The following is a 21515-nucleotide window of genomic DNA, read 5'->3' as shown; positions in this document are numbered from 1 at the left end:
GTATCCAATAAATTCTATATAATTGAAAGTTTTACATCAAATTGTACAAAAATCTTACGTAATATCTGATACTTACCTACAAAAAAGGCCTACATTATGTAGGCCTTTGCAATATCTAAATTTTGCGAATGCTTAGTAATTTAATACTTTTAGGGCCGTTTCTACAACACGATCAGTGTTTGGAAGGATTGCTTTTTCAAGGATTCTATTGAAACCAACTGGAGTGAAAGTCGAACCAACACGTTGAACTGGAGCATCAAGAAGCTCAAATCCTTTATCGTTAATCATGGCCGCAACTTCACCACCAAATCCACCAAAGACCTTATCTTCGTGAACAACAAGTGCTCTATTTGTTTTCTTAATTGAAGCAAGAATTCCCTCTTCATCTAGTGGAGCAATTGATCTAAGGTCTACAACTTCTACGCTGTAACCTTGTTCAGATAATTTCTCAGCTGCTTCAAGACAGTGATGAACAGTATTTCCATATGTAATTAGTGAAAGATCTGTCCCCTCACGTCTTACACGACACTTACCAAATGGAACTTCAAAGTCCTCTGGTACAACAGTCATAGCTTGTTTTGCGTTATATAGAGCTTTTGGCTCTAGATATAGCGTTGGACCTTCACTTCTCATTGCAGTTCTTAAAAGACCAGCAGCATCGTCAGCAAATGCTGGGCATACGATACGTACACCAGGGATACCTGCAAGGTTACCTTCTAAGTTTTGAGAGTGGTAAAGACCACCACCGATATATCCACCAGAAGCTAACCTGATGAGAATATTTGGAGCAAAGGCACCGTTTGATCTCCAGTAGTCATGAGAACACTCTACGTATTGCTCCATTGCTGGCCAGAAATAATCAGCGAATTCTGCACCTTCAACAACAACGCGGATATCTTTATTATAGCGAGAAAAACCGTTTGCCGTTCCTAGGATATAGTCTTCAGCGATTGGGCCATTAAATACACGCTCTTTACCGAATTCTTGTTGCATTCCTTTAGAAACATTGAAGATACCACCCTTGTCTTTGTTGGCCATATCTTGTCCCCAAATATAAGTGTCAGGGTTGTTTCTAAATTCTTTCTTTAGTTGTCCATTAATTGCATCAATGAACTTCATCTCTTCACCTGACTCGTTATGAGTTCCATCAACATACTTCGTTGGAACGTGTGGTTCAGGAAGTACGAAATCATAGATTGACTCTGGAGTTGGATTTGGAGCTTTCATTGCTTTCTTGTGTGCTTCAAGAAGTTCAGCTTTTGCAACAGCATCCATTTCATCAAGCTCTGCTTCAGTAAAGATCTTCTTTGCAATAAGCTCTTTTCTAAATGCAACTAGCGGATCTTGTGCTGCTGCTTCTGCTCTTTCTTCTTCTGAACGATATAACTCGTGCTTATCAGAGTTAGAGTGAGAGTGAATACGAACACAACGAGCGTGAACAATTACAGGCTCTTGTTGAGTAGCTGCAATTTCTCTAGCTGTTGCCATTGCATTCATTGAATCAAAAATATCTTTCCCATCACAATGGATGATTGAAAGGTTTAGGAAACCTGTGAAGTTATCTGCAACGTATTCGTTAGCTGTTTGATCACATTTTGGAACTGAAATACCGTATCCATTATCTTGGAATACGAATACTACAGGAAGCTTCTCGCGAGATGCACCGTTGATCGCTTCATAACAATAACCTTCAGAAACTGAAGACTCACCTTGTGAAGAATAAACAACACCATCGTGCTTATAACGATTAAATGCTCTTGCAGTACCTACAGCGTGAAGTGTGTGGTTACCTGTACATGAAGAAACATTATGAATATTCCACTCAGGCTTTGCAAAGTGGTTAGACATGTGACGTCCACCAGAAGCAAGGTCAGTTGCTTTTGAAATACCATTTAAAAGAATTTCTTCAGTAGTTAGACCAGCTGAAAATGCTGTCATCATATCACGGTAGTATGGGTATAAATGATCCTTACCAAGCTCAAATGTTTGACCGATAGCTAGTTGAATTCCATCATGTCCAGCATATGGTGCGTGGTAAGACCAACCAATTGCTTGTTTAAGATAGTTTGGTGCACGGTTATCTAACATGCGTCCAAGTGTCAGTAGTTCATACCACTGCTTTAGTGTGGCCTTATCTGTATTTTTCCAAGTGTACTTCTTCTTAGGCTTAAGAACATTTGCCATTTCAAACCTCGTATTTTCATTTAGTTATAAATCTTGAGTGAGACGGAATTTAACCATAATTTACTAAATTTGGGAAGCAAATATGGGACAGGTATAACAAGGTAAAACGCAACGCATAAAGCGTGAATAAAGAGCTACTTACAGAACTTTTTATGACCTGCCGCACAGGCATATTCGAGATACTTTTTAGCAAATTCTGGTGAGGTGTCTTCAATGAGTGGAGCAAGCTTTCCACATGCCAGCATAATCCCTCCAGCACCATTTCGACAGGCCTTTTCTAAGAGTACTTGATAATCAGCGCTTGTTATTTTTGAAAAATTTTTGCTCGCATACTCATAACACGATCGAGGGTCATCAAGGTCACACAAACGTTTTAGATATGTTTGATGAAGCTCAATGTCATTGTCTTTTTGAGCATAGAAACTTCCATCACGACAAGCTTGTAATTGACGTCCTTGGGGAAAATCGTCACGAAAACATATAGTTTTTGCATCAGAGCGAAGCTTATTTGCCTCAACTTGAACTACCCGCTTTTCTAAAAGGGCCATGATAGGATCAAGAAATATGACGGTAATACCAACAATAATAGTTAGGAATAACCAACCAGGAATATAATCTAATAACTTTTTAATCTTCACATTTAAGATCGATGAACTCAAACTTCGTTACATCAACTAATCCCATATCTGTTATTTTTAAAGTTGGAATTACAGGTAGTGCAAGGAAGGCCATTTGAATAAATGGTTCATTTACTGCTACTTCAATTTCCTTACAGGCTTCTTTTAATTGAATAATTCCTTCATTAATTGTTTCAGCTGACTCTAAACTAAGAAGTCCAGCAATAGGTAGAGATAGAGATGCTGTTACTCTCCCCTTATCAACGACACAGAAACCACCGGCATTTTCGATAATTTCGTTTGCCGCAGTTGCAATATCCTGTGGAGTCTTTCCGATGACGACAATATTGTGAGAGTCATGAGCAACACTTGAAGCAATGGCCCCTCTCGTAAGCCCCATCCCCTTTACTAAACCAAGGCTTGGTTTTCTTTTTTGACCGTATCTCTCAATCACAGTGATATATGAAATATCATCTTCAGCAAATTCTTCACCATCATACTTAACTTTTAAGTGATTAGTGATGATTTCATCTTTTACAATTTCCATCACATTATAAGTTCCAGCACTTAAATCATAATTAAAATCTGTCGGTGCTAAGAAGCTTCGTTTGATTGTATTCTCTTTTGGAGGCTCAGACTTATTAAGTTTATCCATAACTTTAGATGGAAGATCTAACTCACTTACAAGCTCACCTTTTTTGAAAACTTCTTTCACATCGACATCTTCAAGTTTTCCAACAAGAACAATATCTGCTTGTTTGCCAGGAGCAATTAAGCCTAGCTTCTTTAATCCAAAATGTTTTGCTGCTGAAAAGCTTGATAGCCTATAAGCAATATGAGTAGGTGTACCAAGCTCATTAATCATCTTCTTAATCATATAATTGATATGACCTTCATTGAATATTTCATATGGATTGCGATCATCAGTACAAAGAAGGCACTGACAAGAGTTGAACTCATTTACAACAGGAGCAAGAGTTTTTAAATTCTTTGCAACAGAGCCTTCACGAATGATTAGTCCCATTCCCTTTTGAAGCTTCTCTTTTGCTTCATCTGCAAAAATAGTCTCGTGACAATTTTGAATCCCTGCTGCGATATAGGCATTAAGCTGTTTTCCACGAAGCATTGGTGAGTGCCCATCAAGATTTAACTCTGCAAATTCTTCGACTTTTTCAAGCACACCTTCTACACCATTAATGACCCCAGGAAAATTCATCATTTCAGCAAGGCCAAGAACACGAGGATGCTCCTTGTATTTCTTCATATCAATAATATCAAATTGCCCGCCATTTGTTTCAAACCCAGGTAGTGCAGGAATACACGAACTAACCTGAACAAATAGATTTTGATCCATTAATTCACTACATCTTAAAAACCAAGAAAACCCACGATCTCCCATTACATTTGTAATTTCATGTGGATCACAAATGGCCGTTGTTGTTCCAAGAGGCAGCGTTAGTCTTTCAAATTCAAATGGATGCATCATTGAAGATTCAACATGAAGGTGTCCGTCAATAAAGCCAGGAACCGCTGTCGCACCCTGGGCATCATAAATACGTTTTGCTGGTTGATCGTCGTATTCCTTACCAATTCCAGCAATCGTTTTACCAGAGATAGCAATTGAGCTCTCAACCACTTCACCATTGACGAGATCAAGGATTTTTACATTTTTAATAAGTAAATCAATTTCACCATCGCCGCGAGCAGTCTTTAAGACCTCTCTTAACTCTTTAGGTGATAATTTTTGTGTTTCCTTATTTGCAAGTGACATCTTTGACCTCTATAATGTTTTTGAACTCACTTACTATAACTAAAAGGAGCACTGGATGCCAATAGCTACTTACGAACAATATTGCGACATGTTAGATAGCGCAAAAAAAGGCGGATACGCATATCCGGCCATTAACGTCACTTCAACGTCAACTGCAAATGCAGCAATCAAGGCCTTTGCCGATATGAAATCAGATGGAATCATTCAAGTCTCAACTGGTGGAGGGAAGTTTGCATCTGGACAAGGTCTAAATGATGAAGTCCTTGGCGCCATCTCTCTTGCGCAACACGTTCACCTTGTTGCAGCTAAATACGATGTGCTCATTGCTCTTCACACTGACCACTGTCATCCAGAAAAAGTTGATAGCTTCCTAATCCCACTAATTGAAGAAACAGAAAAGAGAAGAGCTCAAGGCCAGCCTAACCTATTCCATTCTCATATGTTTGATGGATCAGTCCTACCAACAAATGAAAATATCGAAATGAGTAAGAAGCTTTTAGAGAGATGTGCTAAGAGTGAAATCATTCTTGAGATTGAAACAGGTGTTGTAGGTGGTGAAGAAGATGGTGTTAATAACGAAGATGCACCAGCTGATAAATTATACACAACTCCAGAAGAGATGGTTGAGGTAACAAAAGCACTTCGCCCTCTTGGTAAATTTATGTATGCTGCCACTTTTGGAAACGTACACGGAGTTTATAAGCCAGGAAATGTTAAGCTTCGTCCAGAAGTATTAAAAGAAGGACAAGCAGCAGTTGCAAAAGAATTAGGAGCAGATGCTGAAAATTGGCTTGTTTTCCACGGTGGTTCAGGAAGTGAACTTTCTGAAATTCACGAAACACTTGGGTATGGAGTTATTAAAATGAATATCGATACCGATACTCAATATGCCTATTCTCGTCCAGTTGTGGATCACATGTTCAAGAATTACGATGAAATGCTTAAGATCGAAGGTGAAGTTGGAAACAAGAAGAAGTACGATCCTCGCGCTTGGATGAAGAAAGCAGAAAATGCAATGACTGAACGTATTTCACAAGCTTGTCGAGACCTTAAGTCCGATGGAAAATCAATCATTCTATAATTAAAATGTTCATAAATGAGTAGGTACAATTAAATCCTAGTGCCTACTCATAGTTTCTCGACAAAATTATCACATTCTCTTTCTATACTGACGCCATGAAAGTATTAATAACAGGTGGTACAGGCTTTATTGGCTCATTTCTAACAAACTCATTCTTAGAGCATGGTTATGATGAGGTACGTATTTTAACTCGCAACCTAGAAGGAAGAACAAGCACTCCTAAAGTGAAATACTTTGAGTGGGATGTTGAAAAAGGTCAAATGGATATGGCCGCACTCATGGGTGTTAATGCAATTATTAATTTGGCCGGTGAAAATATTGCAGATGGTAGGTGGACGACAGAGAAGAAGGATCGCATTTATAATTCAAGAATTAATGCGACAAACCTTCTTTATGAAAAATTAAAGCAGCTGCAATCCAGAGGTCTTCCTCTTCCCAATAAACTCATTAGTACTTCGGCCATTGGAATATATGGTGACCGAGCAGATGAGGAACTTAAAACAGATAGTGATGCAAGTGATGACTTCTTGGGACAAGTTTGTCGTGACTGGGAAGCGGCCGCAAAAAAAGTTTCAAAGCTTGGTATTAGTGTGAAAATTATTCGAGTTGGTGTCGTCCTCTCAAGTGAAGGAGGTGCACTAGCAAAGATGCTTCCTGCTTTTAAGATGGGAGTTGCTGGAAGAATTGGTGACGGCCATCAGTATATGAGCTGGATTCATATTAGGGATCTCGCAGACCTATATCGATTCTTGGTTGAACATGAAACGGAAAAAGATATTATTCACGGTGTTGCACCAAATCCAATAGAGAATATTGACTTCACGGAAACTCTTGGACGTGTTCTTCATCGGCCAACTTTCATTCCATTACCGGAGATTGCTGCGAAAACAATATTTGGTGAAATGTCACATGTCTTACTAGATAGCCAAAAGGTTTCATGTGAAGAAACAAAGGACTGTGGCTTTGAATACTCATTTAATTTTCTTGAGGCGGCATTAAGAGATACTCTTCGCAATCGTATCTAAAATAAGGCATAATGCCTTAATGGAAGATATCTCTCTAATTCAAGGAATTGGAATATTTATATTTATACTCTTTGCAGGCTTCATTGATTCCATGGCCGGAGGTGGTGGGCTTATAACAATACCGACATACCTTGCAGCAGGAGTTCCCGCACCTTTTATTCTTGGAACTAATAAATGTGTTTCATGTTGTTCAAAGTCCTTATCAATTTTTCGCTATATAAAGAATAAGAAAATCGACTTTAAGTTTATTCTTCCCCCTACGATAGCAGCATTCATTGCTTCCTTAATAGGTGCACGACTAAGTTCTATTCTAGATTCAAAGCATATGGTCTACATATTAATCCTCGTTATACCTTTTATTTTCATCATGAAGTATTTGAAAGGAAGACGTGGACTTGTGGACCCAAGTAAACTTGAAAAAACTCAAGTAATCATCAGATCATCGATAATCGGCTTAATGATTGGTGGCTACGATGGCTTCTTTGGCCCTGGAACAGGAACGTTTCTCATTATCTCCATGATGTTCTTTCTTCATTTTGATATTTTAAAAGCTTCACCACATGCTGCGTTTATTAATTACACAAGTAATGTTGCGGCCTTTATAACCTTTCTTATAAAAGGAGTAATCATGTGGAAAGTTGTGGCCATTGCACTTCCGGCCGGTTTAATTGGAAACTACCTTGGATCAAACCAGGTACTTAAAGAAAATAGGACAACGGTAACAACAGCATTTAATGTCGTCCTCGTTGGCCTATTAGTAAAATCCATTTATGACATTAGTATGATGTAGGACAAGTAACTTTCTTTAAAATAAAAGAGAATCCGCGGTCAATATTTCTGATATGAGAAATCAACTCAACGCTCCCCTCGTAGAAATCACCTCTTTTTTCTATAAAAAAGCTCATACGATGATCCACTTTCTTATAGGCATAAGTTCTTGAATCTCTCATATAGATATCTTCATCAATTTCATAAGAAAGACTGGCCTCACCTGACTCATACTTTCCTAAGTTCTTAAAAAATACCATTGGTGAGTAGGAATAATAGACTTCATCTCTAACACCTTGAAAGAAAGTGAAAACATTAATCTGCTCTGCACGATTAGACTGAATATTACGGTAAGTATAAGAAGTCCCAAAGTCCTCGAAGGTTGATAAATTACGTTCGTAATCTGGCCCATACGAGATAGATGAATCATTAATTTTAATTGTTTCAAAACACCCCATTAGATCATTTGGAGTTAATGCAAAAATATTAATAGAAATTAATAAGCATAATAAGTACTTCATAAGAAAATCCTTTTTCTATAATTGAATTACTATTTTAATAAAGATCTGTGTAAGAAACAAACAACCAATTCTTACATTAGTGTTTCTTAATGAACTCTTCCTTAGGGAATCGAAATTGTGGCCCATATACGCCATTTTCAGATCTCTTCCCAACGCCCAAGATCATCGTAATATGATCATGACATCCTAGACCTAGTAACTTCTTTGCTCTCTTAGCATCAAAGCCTTCCATCGGAAGAGTGTCATATCCCTGAGCTCTTACAGAGAGCATAATATTTTCACAAGCTAATGCTGTTGTTTTATGGGCCCAAGTTTTAAGCTCGGATGGAAACATTGGCTCGCGAAAGATCACTTGAAAAAGACCAATTGTATTGAAGAAGAGCCATTTAAAAGGAGATAAGATTCCAAAAGGTCCCATATAACCATAGGCCATCGGAGTGACCTTACTATAGTAGGCCTTTACTGCCTTTGGTACTTCCAACCCTTTCTTTTTATTTACTTCTTCTAACGAAGAAATCATTCGTTTTGAATTCTTTCTCCAAGTATCAGTCTTTGCCACACAGACAATTAAGTGTTTGGCCGTCTTAGCTCCATTTTGTCCAAAACAAAACTTTGCTAAACGACTTCTCGTATCGTCACTTTTAACCCAATGGAATTCCCATGGTTGTAAGTTTGATGAGTTTGGTGCCAGCAGTCCATGTTCGATTGCCTTTTGAACAACTTCATCAGGAACTTCTTCATCACCAAAAACACGGACACTTCGACGTGAAGTGATAACCTTTTCAAATTCCTCAAAGTTGATCTCAGGAGCAACCTCTGTGTAATTCAACTCAAGTTTCTCTGTAAAAATGTCATCACTCACGTCTAATATCCTTTATGAATTTAATGTTTTAGATAATTTTTCGTAAACATTCTTAGATGTTTTATCACTTTCAACAATAGCAGTAAGTTCGGCCTTTGCTATCTCTTTAAGATCAGCAGGCATCTTACGGTAATCATTAAATGCACCAGCAAGTCTTGAAGCAGATTGTGGGTTAATTGCATCAACCTTTCTAATCATTTCAGCAATAAATTTCATCCCTCGTCCACTTTCATGGTTAAATTGAACTTTATTACGTGCAAATGAACCAATTAGGGCTGAAACAAGATTTGGAACATTCATATCAAAGACTTCGTCTTTCATTAGCTCTTGAACCTTATCAAAAGTAGTATCATCACAAGATGAAGCTTGCACACTAAGCCACTTTTGCATAACAAGAGTTTGGTCTTTGAACTTATCATAGAACTCTTTTAATGATTCCTGACAACCTGGTAAGTTTTCATTAACCATAACACTTAATGAGTTCATCATATCTGTCATATTCGTTGCGTACTTGAAGCATTCACGAGCAAGCTCTTTATGCTCTTCAACTGTTGAAAGACACGCTAGAGCAAATCCTCTTAGCTTTCTCTCTCCCATCGCCTTAGCATCAACTTTAAATGGTCTCTCTGTACTAAGATCATTATAAATTGAAGCTAATTCTAATTTGTAAGTATTAGCAAGAAGCTTAAATAGCTTATCTTTTGCTTCATGGATTGCACGGTAATTTGGAATATCAATTGTTGCAGCAACATCAATCATCGATGGAAGAGAAAGACAAACTGCCTTAAATTCTTCATCAATATTATTATCATTTAGAATCGATCCCCATGCTTTAATGAATAATTCATCAACTTGATGATTTTCATCTTTTAGCATGGCGTGAATATTCTTTAAGGCAAGAGCTTGTCCAGCTTCATAACGGTTAAAGTCATCATTATCATTTGCCATTAAGAAAACGAAGTCCTCATCAGTTAAGTCAGAGCGAAGAACAACTGGCGCACTAAAATTTCTATTTAGTGAAGCAACTGGTCTTTCATTAACATTGGCAAATACAAATGTTTCAGTATCCGCTTTTATATGAAGGAGTCCACGATCGAGATCATTTTGATCATCACGGTTCTTTAAAGCTAATGTCATATCATTTCCAGCACTATCAAGAAGTCCTAGTAAGAAAGGCATATGAAAAGGCTCTTTCGTTGGCTGCCCAGGAGTTGCAGGAGTCGATTGATTAACTGTTAAAGTAAATTCTTTAGCTGCTTCATCATATTTAGTTGTTATATCTAAAACAGGTGTTCCCGCTTGATCATACCATCTTCTAAATTGTGAGAAGTCATAATTATCATTGGCAACACTCATAGCATGAGTGAAGTCTGCCGTTGTTACGGCCTGTCCATCATAAAGCTCAAAGTACTTATCCATCCCTCTTTGGAAGCCTTCTTCACCTAGAAGTGTATGGTACATACGAATTACTTCAGCACCTTTTTCATAAATCGTCATTGTATAGAAGTTATTCATTTCGATATATGACTTTGGCTGAATTGGGTGTGATTGAGGACCTGCATCTTCAGGAAATTGAGCGGCCTTTAGGTTTCTCACATCATTAATACGACATACTGATCTTGAATTTAGATCGGCAGAGAATTCTTGATCTCTGAATACTGTTAGACCTTCTTTAAGTGTTAACTGGAACCAGTCACGACAAGTTACACGGTTTCCAGTCCAATTGTGAAAATACTCATGACCAACAACTGACTCAATACCAAAGAAGTTTCTATCTTCAGCAGTTTCTTTTGAAGCAAGTACATAAGCAGAATTAAAAATATTAAGACCTTTATTTTCCATCGCCCCCATATTGAATGAATCAACAGCGACGATCATATAAATATCAAGGTCGTATTCAAGTCTAAATCTTTCTTCATCCCATTTCATCGACTTCTTAAGTGACTCCATTGCATGATGTGACTTTTCTTCATTACCTTTATCAACGAAAACCTGAAGCTTAACGTCACGTCCAGACTTTGTTTTGAATGTATCTTCAATAACAGCAAGATCTCCTGCCACAAGAGCATATAGATAAGCAGGCTTTGCAAATGGATCATTCCATACAGCAAAATGCTTTCCATCTTCAAGATCTCCACTTTCAATTAAGTTTCCATTTGAAAGAAGAAATGGATAGTCTTTCTTATCTGCAATGATCTTTGTCGTAAAAACACTTAAGTTATCTGGACGATCGATAAAGTAAGTTATTCTTCTAAAGCCTTCTGGTTCATTTTGTGAACAAAACATCCCACCTGACTTATAAAGGCCATCAAGAGCAGTGTTTGCTTTAGGGTTAATTTCATTATGAATCTCTAAAGTGAAAGCTTCGCTAGGAAGACCAGTAAGAGTTAGAATCTCGTTTTCTTCCTTATAATTTGTAAACTCTTCTCCATTAACTTTTACGCTTTTAAGCTTTAACTCTTCACCATTTAATTCAAGAGTATTTCCATTAACTGGTGTGATTTTCATTTTTGAAAAAACCTGAGTTTGTGTATCATCGAGATGAAATTCAAGGTCCACTGTTTCAATTTTATGAGTTGGGGCCTTGTAGTCGGCCAAATACTTGACTACTGGAGTTTCTGTTTTCATACGTACGTCCTTTTTAACTATCTATAAGTATCTAAAATAACGATTTTGCTCATTATAAGGCATTTATTTCTAGAATTTGCCACAATTTGAACTGAATGAAAACTTTGATTAAAATATATTTAATATTAAATAGTTAACGCAATAATTCAATAATTTAAAGTGAGCTAGTAAGATGGATGCTAATAAGAAATTTTATTTCTCTGAAATCCCCAAGGATGAGAGGTTAAGTTTTTTAAGAAGGGCCGTAAGTGACGGACTTAGCGTAGAGGTTTGGCAAAAAGGTCAAGACAAAGACAAAGTCGAAAAATTTAAAATAAAATCTCTCGATGAAGACAACCTTGAACTTTCAGTAGATTTTGACGCAAGCATCATTGCGAAACTTGCTGGTTCAAAGAATAAAGAAAGTGAAGTTCTAATTAAAATCACTTTTAAGTCTGTATACCTATTCTCTAGCTCGTTTCTAAGTTTCAATTCAGCAAGTGAATTATATAGTCTTAAAGCTGATCGACCTTTCTATAAAAGTCAGCAACGTACTAACTATCGACTACACGCAAACTCATATATCCCTATTCAAATTAAAATTGAAGAAGATGTATTTGACTGCAATGATATTTCTGCTGGTGGAATAAGCTTTAATTGCTCTTCTGAATTCAAAGAGAAGTTTGCAAAAGAGACCATCTTTGCCAAGGCCACAGTAAGACTTGCTTCTAAGCGCTTTGAGATTCCTCAACTTAAGATTGCAGCAACTTGGCCAAATGATTCGGACTCAGAAAAGCCTTTAGGTATTGGTGCCGCTTTTCAAAATATGGATAAAGATGTTGAGGAAGACCTCGTTCTTTCAATTAACTCTGAGGCCCGTGGAGAAGAGCTTAGAAAGCAGGCGGCGATGAAGAAAGGCACTTAGAATCCTTATTGCTCTTAAGCTTTAAAGACGAGAAATACTTATCAAGTTCTTCTTGATTAAGAGTCTCTTCTAATACCTTCTTATTTTTATGATCTATCAAATCTTTAAAAGACAATATCGTTGATATTTGAGGACAACCAATAGGCATAGAATTAATAAAGGCGTTTATTGCAACTTTATTATCACTAGCTAGAAACTTCTTATAATAAATATCGTGCCACCCATTTTGATAACGAGCTAAGTAAACAGCGACACCATCAAGATTCTCATCTATTTTAAAAAACCTCTTAGCAATAAAGGTTTTCAGTCCCTGATGATTTGGGATTGCACTTATAAGTGGCCCTAGTTCTTCATATTTTAAGACTTTAGCATCTATTAACTCTAAGTATTTCTTTAAATAGTCGGCCTTATCATACCAAGGAAGCGGTAACTTAACTGCCATAAGATAATATGATTTAAGTGAGAGCTGTGAATCAAAGGAGTTGGCCAATTTTAAAAGCTGGGCCTTATTTTGTTGAAAGTAGTCATGACATAGACGGTGATGGCAACTTGCTAGACCTTTCATATACAATTCAAAAGATACTTTAGAGGCCTTATCAATTTGTATTTCACGACATCCTCCGACACTAATTAAGCTTGCGCAGACATAGAATAAGTCGTTTCCATACGTATCAAAGAATTGATTAAAGTTATTATCAATCTTCTCTTTTAGAGTTTTTCTAAATTCAATTGGGCCATTAAGTGAGCTAATAAGTTGTTTTTTCGTACACAAAGTACTTAAATCACAAGGTATTTTCCAGTCTTGAACTTCAGAACTTACAGTCTGAGAGACCTCTTTATCTCCCCCAATACACGATGCACAAATCGTTAAGATGATGAAGTGAATCATGGCACTTAAAATAGAAGAAAAGTTGAATAATTTAAACATGATAAGTACTACCTTAACGCATATATCTAAGTTGACTTGTCAACAATATATGGATAAATTCACTGCTACCTCTATTTATTAATACAATTCTAATGAGATGTGAAATATGTCGTTGAAATTTTCAAGTGCAGCTGACCGTTTAATGGACAAAGCAAATATGCTTAAGTCTAAAGATCTTTATCCATTCTTTCGTCAAATTGGTGACTCAGAAGGAACGGTTGTAAAAATTGATGGCCGTGATCAAATCATGATCGGCTCAAATAACTACCTTGGTCTAACTCACCACCCACATGTGAAAGAAGCGGCCATAAAGGCCATTGAAAAATACGGTACAGGTTGTACAGGTTCAAGATTTCTTAATGGAAATTTAACGATACACGAAGAACTTGAAGAAAAGCTAGCTACATACCTTGGGCATGAAAAGGCCCTTATCTTTTCAACAGGTATGCAAACGAACCTTGGTGCTCTATCTGCTATTTGTGGACCAAGAGATTGTATGCTCTTTGATTCTGAAAATCATGCTTCAATCATTGATGCTTCACGTTTAGCAATGGGAACAACTTTTAAATATCGTCACAACGATATGGAGTCTCTTGAAGAGCAACTTGAAGCTAATATCGATCGCTTCCAAAAAGTTATCATCGTAGCTGACGGTGTTTTCTCAATGACTGGTGATATTGCAAACCTTCCAGAAATGGTAAGACTTGCAGAAAAATATGGTGCCTATATCTACGTTGACGATGCTCATGGTATCGGTGTGATGGGAGAAAAAGGTGCAGGAACGATGAACCACTTTGGTGTAACTGATAAAGTACACTTAAATATGGGAACGTTTTCTAAATCATTTGCTTCTATTGGTGGTGTACTTTCAGGTGATGCTGAAACTATCAACTACGTAAAACACTTAGCGAGATCATTTATGTTCTCTGCTTCAATGGCCCCTTCAGCAGTTGCGACAGTATCTGCATGTATCGACGTTATCAATGAAGACGACACTCTTCATGAGAAACTATGGGATAACGTACAATTTATGAGAAATGGATTCCAAGAAATTGGGTTCTATACATATAATTCGCAAACACCAATTATTCCAATCTTCATCGGTGACGATGTAAAATCGATGCTTGTAACAAAATTCCTAAGTGATCACGGAGTTTTTGCAACTCCAGTTGTTCCACCAGCAGTACCTAAGGGAGAGGCCCTTATTAGAACAAGTTATATGGCAACTCATAGTAAGAGTGAGCTAACAAAAGTTCTTGAGGTATTTGCAAAGGCCAAGAAGGAATTTGATCTTCCTTCAACAATGGGACACTAGAAAGAAAGGAGCTTAGATGGCCATCTATATTGAGAAAGTAGACGTTTTAAACGATAAAAAGGCCCGTAAACGATTCATTGATATTCAATTTGAAATATATAAAGATGATAAGTTTTGGGTTCCTCAATTAAGAATGGAGCTAAATAAGTTATTCAAGTCAGGCCATCCTTTCTACAATACGGCCCAATGTGCTTTCTATATCGCCATTAAAGATGGAAAAGATGTTGGAAGAATCATGGCCATCAATAATCATAACTATAATAAATTTCATAATTCAAAAGAAGGACATTGGGGATTCCTCGATGCCATCGACGATATAAAAGTTTTTGAAAGCTTATTTAATGCAGCGGCAGAATGGTGTTCATCACTAGGCATGGAAAAGTTTATTGGCCCATTTAATCCTTCAACAAATTATGAATGTGGAACACTAATCAAGGGATATGGAGAGATTCCTGTTCTTATGATGATGTATAATTACGAATACTATCAGCAACATATTGAGTCTCTTGGCTTCACAAAAGCAATGGATCTACTTGCTTATCACATGAAAACTGAAACTCAGATGCCTGAAGTTATTAAAAAGATTGCAGAGCGTGCAGAAAAGAAAGAGTCCATTACTTATCGTTGTGTTTCTAAAAAGAGATGGCAAGAAGAAATAAAGCTCATGTATGAGATTTACAATGATGCTTGGGAAGAGAATTGGGGATTTGTCCCAATGACCAAGGATGAGTTCTTTGCCATGGCCGCAGACCTAAAAACAGTAGCAGATGAAAAGCTTATTTTATTCGCTCTTGTAAACGGTGTTGAAGCTGGCTTTATTGTATGCCTACCCGACTTTAATCAAGTTCTACATAAAATCCCAAATGGAAAGCTTTTACCAACAGGTATATTTCAAGTCCTAAGGGCACCTAAATTAATCGACGGTGTTCGAGTTATTACAATGGGTGTGAAGAAGAAATACAGGCTTTATGGACTAGAATCAATTCTCTATTTCCGAGCTCACGAAAATATTGCAAGCTATAAGAAGTATAAGAATATTGAAATGAGTTGGATTTTAGAAGACAACTTAAATATGAATAAACCACTTCTAAAAATGAATGCGGTTCCATATAGAAAGTATCGTATTTTTCAAAAAGAGCTCGTATGAAAGTTTTAATTACTGGAGCGACTGGCTTTGTTGGCTCCCACCTATGTGATAAATTATCAGAACAAGGACATGAAGTTTACGCTTTAGTAAGAAATGAACAAAAAGCACTAAACTTAGAGCTGCCTGGAAAATATATTACAGGAAACCTCGATGAAGAATCAATTTCATCATGGGTAAAGAAACTTCCCTCAGATCTCGACTGTGTTATTCACACAGCTGGTGTTGTCTCTGCTAAGCATTCATTAACATTTGCAAAAACAAATCAGCTAGCAACACAAGATTTAATAAATGAATTAAGTAAGCGTTATGAGAAATTACATTTTCTTTTAATCTCATCACAAGCAGCTGCTGGCCCATCTCAATCACCTATTGATGAGGCCCATGAATGTAATCCAGTGTCAGCATATGGTCATTCAAAACTAGCAGCTGAGCAGGCGCTAAAAGAGCTAGCTCCTGAAAGTTGGAATAGTACAATCATTAGGCCTCCAATGGTAATTGGACCAAGAGATAGTGCCGTACTTGATGTCTTTAAGATGGTAAAATCGAGATTTGTCACTGGCCCTGGCTTTGGATTTAGATCAAAGCGCTACAGTGTTGTAAATGTCTTTGATCTTGTTGATGCGATTATCTTATGTGCAAAACAACAAAGTCCAAAGAATGAAGTTTACTATGTCACATCTGTTGATGAAGTAACTTTTGAGGAATTAATCAATACAATCTCAAGTACTCTTGGTGTGAAGAAAGTATTCTTTATGTCTATCCCAATTTGGATACTAAGAATTGTAGCAGGTGCACTTTATACGCTGCCTATTCACCTTCCATTAACGAGAGATAAGATTAATGAGCTTGAGGCACATGCGTGGCTTTGTAAAAGTGAAAAGATCAAGGCCTTAGGACATATACCTCAACACGATCTAAGATCGACTATTGAGATGACAGCAAAAGATTATCAAGGGCGCAACTGGCTCTAATAACCTTCTTCTTTTTCTCCAGTAACCGTACGAAATACATAGTCCCAAAGTGGTGAACTCACACCATACTTTGCCTTTTCATGACGAAAGTGATGTTGAAGATGAAACTTCTTTAAGTAGCGCCCTACTCGACCAGTCATTTTAAAGTGGTGAGTTGCATAGTGTATATAGTCATAACAAAGATAGCCTACTGTAAAGAATGCCATAAAACCCGAAAGATAATACGCTGGAATAAATAGTGAAAAGAATCCCCATATCAATGCCATAATTAAAATGGCCGGAACAGGTGGCATCACAAGTCTTGTTGGATCATTTGGATCATCGTGATGGAGTCCGTGAAATAGGAATACAAATCGTTTTGTCAGTGGCCCTATAGGTTTTAAATGAAAAACAAAGCGGTGAAGTAAGTACTCTGTCAGAGTCCAAATAAGAAGTCCGCTAATAGCACAAATAATCATTTCAAAATGTGTATAACCTAAAGCAAAGTAAGAGCGATAGATAAGAAAAATGACAAATGGCGTCCAAAGTAGTAATGGTATTATTGGGTGTACGTGAGTCATAGACTCAAGAACAGGGTTCTTAAATATTCTAATTGATTCGTATTTTTTCACTTTTTATATCCTATAAGTAGAAAAACCTATAAACACTAGTATTCATAACAAATAAGAAAAGAATAGTCAGCTTTTAGCTACTTTTAAACTAATTTAAACCTATTTTTTATTGATGTCAGAAATCAAGAAAACATATTTTATAGAGCATGTAAATGCCTATACAGTAACGTATTAGAATAATGGACTAAGTTAATTTCTCATGCGAGTTACTGTAAGAAAAAATCCCTTGTTCTTTCTGTAAAATCGAATAAACTTATTAATAAGCAGAGACGAAATAAAGACACTTCGGCGTTTCGGGAAAGGACTTTTTAGGAACGTCGTCTTTTATTTCATTCAAAAAAATAATCCCAAATCATTTAAATTTTAACTAGTTCGAAGCTCTTCGATATATGGCTTCCATTGTCCCATCCATTGATTCATCGATGCATTTATTAGAGAAGAACTCTCCTGATGAACATTAACGCTACAATAAGTTAGGCTAAGAGTATCCTGATGTTTTCCAGCATCAATTGAAGGGATATTATTCCAAGTTCCAGTATTGAAATAGTATCGTCCTTCCGGAAAACGACGCCACTCCTGAAGATGAGTATGCCCCATAACAACAGTATGAATGGACGAATTGCGATCAAGAATCCTTCTGGCCATCCTTTCGTACTTTGGATAGATGGTAATCTGTTGAAGAATTTTTATCGTCGTTTTAAAGTTTGTATTTTGACGTGTGTAATAATTTGAATAAGTCTTAATAACGTAATTTACGCAAGTAAACATGAGTCGCCAAAAGAAGCGTGTATCATTGAATAGACACCATTTCACATAAGACGACATAGGCCTAACCTTATCAATATAAGGGCGCTCCTTCTTTAAACGAGGAAGAACATTGATACAAAATAAAGATCCCCAAGGAAAGTTTAGAATCTCTTTGCCAGCTGGACCTTTAATAAATTGCTTTGTTTTTGGAACCGTATTAATTGCTTCAAAACGATGTCCATGTTCAACATGTAACCCATTTTCTATAAATGTTTCAGTAAAGAGAATTTCATTGCCACAGATTTCTTTGAATCTTTGTTGAGCTCCTTCAAAGAGCATTCCTGCATCGTGATTGCCAACAACATAAACAACACGCTTATGTGGTGCGCGCAAAAACTTCTTAAGGCCAGCAAAGAAGCGCGGGTGTCCTTTTGCAATATCGTCAATCTGTCTTACAGTCATGTGCTCATCGACAACATGAGTAAAAACCCCATCAGTATCAATTTGAATAAGATTTAGTATGTCACCATTTAAGACAATGGTTACAGGCTTTGAATAATACTCATTTGTGGAAAAATAATCACAAAATTCATAGAAGCGATCATCCTCGAAGAAGTCTTCAAGAATATTGAATTCTCCGTTTTGCAGATAGCTGCCTTTTCCAATGTGAAGATCAGATAAAATTAGGTACTTCATATTTATGAGTCTGCAACACAGACTTTACCACGTCCAGACTTTTTTGCTTCATACATCATTTTATCGGCCATACCGATAATTTCATTTCGACTCGAAGCATTTACAGGGTAATTAGCGACACCAATAGAAACACTTAACTGTACGTCCTCATCCTCTTTAGAATTGATTTCAAGGTCAGCTTCAATCTTATATATTGTCGACTTTACTCTCTTTAGAATTCGCTCTCCAATATGCTTGGCATCTTCCAATGTTGAATATGGGGCCAAGACAACAAACTCATCTCCACCATAGCGATAACATAAGTCATCTTCTCTTACAGTTGAGCGAATTGTTTCAGCTACTTGTTTTAATAAACTTGTCCCAATTAAGTGGCCATGACCATCATTGATACTTTTAAAGTAATCGATATCGATAAAAATAAGTGAAAATGATCTCTCTAGAGTTTCATATTCTCTAATTGATGCTTCAATATCACTTTTAAACTTTCTTTGATTATACAGTCCAGTTACATCATCAACATGAGCAAGAGATTGTAGTCGCTTAAGCTCTTTTATATGTAACAGACTTCTAAATTTAGATTGAATATAATTTTCCAACTGTGAAAATACTTGCGTAGAGAATTCACCATTAACAACGATAAAAAGATTTTGGCTTCCATTAAAGCCGACATCAATAAATCGGTACTTATCCCCTTCAATATCCACATGTAGGTGCTGAGTTTTAAGCGCCCCCATTAATTCCTGATAAACCTTATCTGGGTACTCTCCAGATATTTTATTATTATAGAAGTCTCGGATAATAGGATTACCATCATCAGTTTGGATGGTCGCAAATACCAGAGGAGTCTTTGAGTTAAACTCATTTTTGATAAAATCACGAAAAGATTTAAGAACAATATTGAAGTTCTCTTCTTCCACATTCTGGCAGATATAATTTAATAGTGCTTCGTATTGTTTTTCCAACATAATCGTTTTTAGTTTTCCATTTCAATATCGCTCAAATCCAAATCAATTGTATCTGAAACAATACTTAAAGATCCTCTTAAGTTATTAATTAATCTTTCAAGTTTCTGTTGAGCGAGCATGCGCTCTTTCTTGGCCTGTTTTTCATTGATGGCCATATTTTCCATATTAAACTCTAATGTATCAATCTTTCTCTTAAGTTCTAAGATTTTCTCATCGCGAGCTTTTATTTTATTATCACTATCAATTGCCATAAGCTCTAGCTGACTCTCAAGTTCTTGCTCACGAGCACGAACGCTTGCGTGATCTAATCTCATGCGACTGCCGATTTCATTCATTTCTTCTTTCATCGCTTTATTTTTAGCTTCACTTAATTCAAGCCCATGCTTGTAATTATCCAACTGAGACTTTGTCTCTTCTATTTCAAAAGCATGTCGCTTTTTAGCAATAGTTAATTCAATTGATTTCTCATCTGCTTCAGTTCTTAAATTAAGATTTTCTCTTTTTAAAATCTCAACCATAGATTGAAGTTCATTTATCTCATTTAATAAATTAGTACGATCTGTCTTTAACTCATTTACAGTAACTCGTAGATCCATTAACTGCTCTTCACTCATAGACGAAAGAATATGCCCAGGGTGAATCGTAGCTGCAGGAGACTGTGCAACGCCACTAGAATTATGAACAAATGAATCATGTTGTTGTGACTTGCTATCTTGACCAACACCGATATTATAACTTGCTGTTTGCTCATTTGAATTCATCGGAGCATGCACTGTTTTTGTTTCTTCAGCTTCATTTGAAGCAACCGCAGTAACAGTGGCCTCCTCTTCTTCTTGTGGCCTAGGTGTTTCATTTACCATACCATCCAGTTGGGCCAGAGTATCTTCTTCTTGTTCTTGCCCTTGAACTAAGTCTTCATCATGATCATCTTCACTAAGTCCTAGCTCCACTTCTGCTGTATCTTCAACATCAGAATCAAGAGAGTCCAGGTCCTCGTCAAGCTCATCATCAAGACTACTATCAAGATCAATATCCAGATCATCATCCAAATTAGCACTCGCCTCTAAGTCATCGAGTTCGCCTAGATCATCTAAATCACCTAAGTCGTCTAGGTCACCAAGATCATCCAAGTCGTCTAATTCACCAAGATCATCTAATTCATTATCAATATCACTTGAAGCTTCTAGCTCTTGAGTATCTTCTTCAGATGGGAGCTCTTGATCTTCTTGTGTAACTGCTTCGACCTTTTTCTCTACTATGATCGGATTATTATCTAAGTCTAAGTCATCTTCTCTTGCTGCCTCTGCTGGTGCATTGGGAATATCTTCACCTTTGGCAGTTAAATCGATAGAAAGGCTTCCTGAAATATCCAGATCCATATCAGTTGGGGAACTTGCATCTGCTGGGGCATTTTCTACTTCATCACCATCCCCACAAAGAGACATATCTAAGTCATCATCGAAATTTAATTCAATTCCACCCTCATCTGCCTCTTCATTTGAAGAGTTAAATTGAGACAGATCCATATCTGTTTCCACAAGTGTTAATGAAGTCTTATCTTCTTGATCGGCCATTTGAGCTGAATTATCAGAGTCTGAACCTAGAACATCGTCTACAGCGCTCTGAATCTTGTCACTTTCTTCCGTCAATTCTTCTTGTGCTTTCTTGTGTGCTGACATATTTTTCCCCAATAAAGTGCACTAAATTTGTTTAAATCTAAGTTTTCTTGCTTTCCTACACTCTCCTTTTCGCCTTTTTTTGAAAAAAGTTAAGT

Annotated in this window: 18 protein-coding genes; 7 read left to right on the top strand and 11 right to left on the bottom strand. The window is 36.8% G+C overall.

The features are described 5' to 3' along the window. Positions 1-132: 132 nt before the first annotated feature. From BALOs_RS06180 to adeD, 3 genes are all read right to left on the bottom strand, one after another. Positions 133-2184 carry a thiamine pyrophosphate-dependent enzyme gene (locus tag BALOs_RS06180; protein ID WP_120404622.1) on the bottom strand — a complete coding sequence of 684 codons (2052 nt, stop codon included), beginning with the start codon at positions 2182-2184 and terminating at the stop codon, positions 133-135. Between the two features lie 134 nt (positions 2185-2318). Further along, positions 2319-2822 carry a hypothetical protein gene (locus BALOs_RS06175; protein ID WP_162929576.1) on the bottom strand — a complete coding sequence of 168 codons (504 nt, stop codon included), beginning with the start codon at positions 2820-2822 and terminating at the stop codon, positions 2319-2321. Then, complete coding sequence (gene adeD, locus BALOs_RS06170; protein ID WP_120404620.1) at positions 2812-4572, bottom strand: adenine deaminase; 1761 nt, start codon at positions 4570-4572, stop codon at positions 2812-2814. Before adeD ends, BALOs_RS06175 begins: the two co-directional genes overlap by 11 nt. Positions 4573-4627: 55 nt before the next feature. Here adeD and fbaA point away from each other — a divergent pair, with 55 nt between their 5' ends. The 3 genes from fbaA to BALOs_RS06155 all read left to right on the top strand — a co-directional run bounded on the left by fbaA (position 4628) and on the right by BALOs_RS06155 (position 7468). Beyond that, a complete protein-coding gene (gene fbaA / locus BALOs_RS06165; RefSeq protein ID WP_114706290.1) occupies positions 4628-5653 on the top strand; it encodes a class II fructose-bisphosphate aldolase in 1026 nt (341 codons plus the stop codon). A gap of 95 nt (positions 5654-5748) precedes the next feature. Then, complete coding sequence (locus BALOs_RS06160) at positions 5749-6678, top strand: TIGR01777 family oxidoreductase (protein WP_114706291.1); 930 nt, start codon at positions 5749-5751, stop codon at positions 6676-6678. 19 nt (positions 6679-6697) lie between these two features. After that, the gene (locus BALOs_RS06155) at positions 6698-7468 is read left to right on the top strand and encodes a TSUP family transporter (RefSeq protein WP_114706292.1); all 771 of its coding nucleotides are present in this window, start codon (positions 6698-6700) and stop codon (positions 7466-7468) included. Here the strand turns inward: BALOs_RS06155 and BALOs_RS06150 are convergent. From BALOs_RS06150 to pepN, 3 genes are all read right to left on the bottom strand, one after another. Then, the gene (locus BALOs_RS06150) at positions 7455-7967 is read right to left on the bottom strand and encodes a hypothetical protein (protein WP_114706293.1); all 513 of its coding nucleotides are present in this window, start codon (positions 7965-7967) and stop codon (positions 7455-7457) included. The genes BALOs_RS06155 and BALOs_RS06150 overlap by 14 nt on opposite strands. Before the next feature lie 76 nt (positions 7968-8043). Continuing rightward, on the bottom strand, positions 8044-8829 hold the full coding sequence (locus tag BALOs_RS06145; RefSeq protein ID WP_114706294.1) for a nitroreductase family protein: 786 nt from the start codon (positions 8827-8829) through the stop codon (positions 8044-8046). Positions 8830-8841: 12 nt separating this feature from the next. Next, entirely contained in the window at positions 8842-11457 is a 2616-nt protein-coding gene (gene pepN / locus BALOs_RS06140) for an aminopeptidase N (protein WP_120404619.1), read from the bottom strand. 172 nt (positions 11458-11629) lie between these two features. Here pepN and BALOs_RS06135 point away from each other — a divergent pair, with 172 nt between their 5' ends. Then, positions 11630-12361 (top strand): PilZ domain-containing protein, encoded by a 732-nt coding sequence (locus BALOs_RS06135; RefSeq protein WP_114706296.1) that lies wholly within the window; start codon positions 11630-11632, stop codon positions 12359-12361. On the opposite strand, the gene BALOs_RS06130 is transcribed toward BALOs_RS06135, so the two are convergent. Next, a complete protein-coding gene (locus tag BALOs_RS06130) occupies positions 12327-13289 on the bottom strand; it encodes a hypothetical protein (RefSeq protein ID WP_120404618.1) in 963 nt (320 codons plus the stop codon). The two genes, BALOs_RS06135 and BALOs_RS06130, sit on opposite strands and share 35 nt — an antisense overlap. 106 nt (positions 13290-13395) lie before the next feature. On the opposite strand from BALOs_RS06130, the gene BALOs_RS06125 reads away from it, so the two are divergent. From BALOs_RS06125 to BALOs_RS06115, 3 genes are read left to right on the top strand one after another with little or no spacing between them, the layout of a single operon-like run. Then, on the top strand, positions 13396-14604 hold the full coding sequence (locus BALOs_RS06125) for a pyridoxal phosphate-dependent aminotransferase family protein (RefSeq protein ID WP_114706298.1): 1209 nt from the start codon (positions 13396-13398) through the stop codon (positions 14602-14604). A 16-nt stretch (positions 14605-14620) separates the two neighbouring features. Continuing rightward, positions 14621-15751 (top strand): N-acetyltransferase, encoded by a 1131-nt coding sequence (locus BALOs_RS06120; RefSeq protein WP_114706299.1) that lies wholly within the window; start codon positions 14621-14623, stop codon positions 15749-15751. Continuing rightward, a complete protein-coding gene (locus BALOs_RS06115) occupies positions 15748-16722 on the top strand; it encodes an NAD(P)-dependent oxidoreductase (protein WP_120404617.1) in 975 nt (324 codons plus the stop codon). The genes BALOs_RS06120 and BALOs_RS06115 overlap by 4 nt, the downstream gene beginning before the upstream one ends. Here the strand turns inward: BALOs_RS06115 and BALOs_RS06110 are convergent. The 4 genes from BALOs_RS06110 to BALOs_RS06095 all read right to left on the bottom strand — a co-directional run bounded on the left by BALOs_RS06110 (position 16719) and on the right by BALOs_RS06095 (position 21420). Then, positions 16719-17333 (bottom strand): sterol desaturase family protein, encoded by a 615-nt coding sequence (locus tag BALOs_RS06110; protein WP_114706301.1) that lies wholly within the window; start codon positions 17331-17333, stop codon positions 16719-16721. The genes BALOs_RS06115 and BALOs_RS06110 overlap by 4 nt on opposite strands. Before the next feature lie 363 nt (positions 17334-17696). Next, positions 17697-18776 (bottom strand): metallophosphoesterase, encoded by a 1080-nt coding sequence (locus tag BALOs_RS06105; RefSeq protein ID WP_120404616.1) that lies wholly within the window; start codon positions 18774-18776, stop codon positions 17697-17699. A 2-nt stretch (positions 18777-18778) separates the two neighbouring features. Beyond that, positions 18779-19741, bottom strand: a complete 963-nt coding sequence (locus BALOs_RS06100; RefSeq protein ID WP_120404615.1) for a GGDEF domain-containing protein — start codon at positions 19739-19741, stop codon at positions 18779-18781. A gap of 8 nt (positions 19742-19749) precedes the next feature. Beyond that, the gene (locus BALOs_RS06095; protein ID WP_120404614.1) at positions 19750-21420 is read right to left on the bottom strand and encodes a hypothetical protein; all 1671 of its coding nucleotides are present in this window, start codon (positions 21418-21420) and stop codon (positions 19750-19752) included. Positions 21421-21515 lie beyond the last annotated feature (95 nt).

Origin of the sequence: Halobacteriovorax sp. BALOs_7 (assembly GCF_003612895.1) — a bacterium.
Lineage (GTDB): Bacteria > Bdellovibrionota > Bacteriovoracia > Bacteriovoracales > Bacteriovoracaceae > Halobacteriovorax_A > Halobacteriovorax_A vibrionivorans.
This window is presented reverse-complemented; position numbering and strand designations above follow the sequence as displayed.

Coding starts and splice junctions, on each gene's coding strand:
- BALOs_RS06100 (WP_120404615.1), bottom strand. CDS start 19,741: ATGTTGGAAAAACAATACGAAGCACTATTAAATTATATCTGCCAGAAT.
- BALOs_RS06115 (WP_120404617.1), top strand. CDS start 15,748: ATGAAAGTTTTAATTACTGGAGCGACTGGCTTTGTTGGCTCCCACCTA.
- BALOs_RS06095 (WP_120404614.1), bottom strand. CDS start 21,420: ATGTCAGCACACAAGAAAGCACAAGAAGAATTGACGGAAGAAAGTGAC.
- BALOs_RS06125 (WP_114706298.1), top strand. CDS start 13,396: ATGTCGTTGAAATTTTCAAGTGCAGCTGACCGTTTAATGGACAAAGCA.
- adeD (WP_120404620.1), bottom strand. CDS start 4,572: ATGTCACTTGCAAATAAGGAAACACAAAAATTATCACCTAAAGAGTTA.
- BALOs_RS06155 (WP_114706292.1), top strand. CDS start 6,698: ATGGAAGATATCTCTCTAATTCAAGGAATTGGAATATTTATATTTATA.
- BALOs_RS06150 (WP_114706293.1), bottom strand. CDS start 7,967: ATGAAGTACTTATTATGCTTATTAATTTCTATTAATATTTTTGCATTA.
- BALOs_RS06130 (WP_120404618.1), bottom strand. CDS start 13,289: ATGTTTAAATTATTCAACTTTTCTTCTATTTTAAGTGCCATGATTCAC.
- BALOs_RS06180 (WP_120404622.1), bottom strand. CDS start 2,184: ATGGCAAATGTTCTTAAGCCTAAGAAGAAGTACACTTGGAAAAATACA.
- BALOs_RS06105 (WP_120404616.1), bottom strand. CDS start 18,776: ATGAAGTACCTAATTTTATCTGATCTTCACATTGGAAAAGGCAGCTAT.
- fbaA (WP_114706290.1), top strand. CDS start 4,628: ATGCCAATAGCTACTTACGAACAATATTGCGACATGTTAGATAGCGCA.
- pepN (WP_120404619.1), bottom strand. CDS start 11,457: ATGAAAACAGAAACTCCAGTAGTCAAGTATTTGGCCGACTACAAGGCC.
- BALOs_RS06160 (WP_114706291.1), top strand. CDS start 5,749: ATGAAAGTATTAATAACAGGTGGTACAGGCTTTATTGGCTCATTTCTA.
- BALOs_RS06135 (WP_114706296.1), top strand. CDS start 11,630: ATGGATGCTAATAAGAAATTTTATTTCTCTGAAATCCCCAAGGATGAG.
- BALOs_RS06120 (WP_114706299.1), top strand. CDS start 14,621: ATGGCCATCTATATTGAGAAAGTAGACGTTTTAAACGATAAAAAGGCC.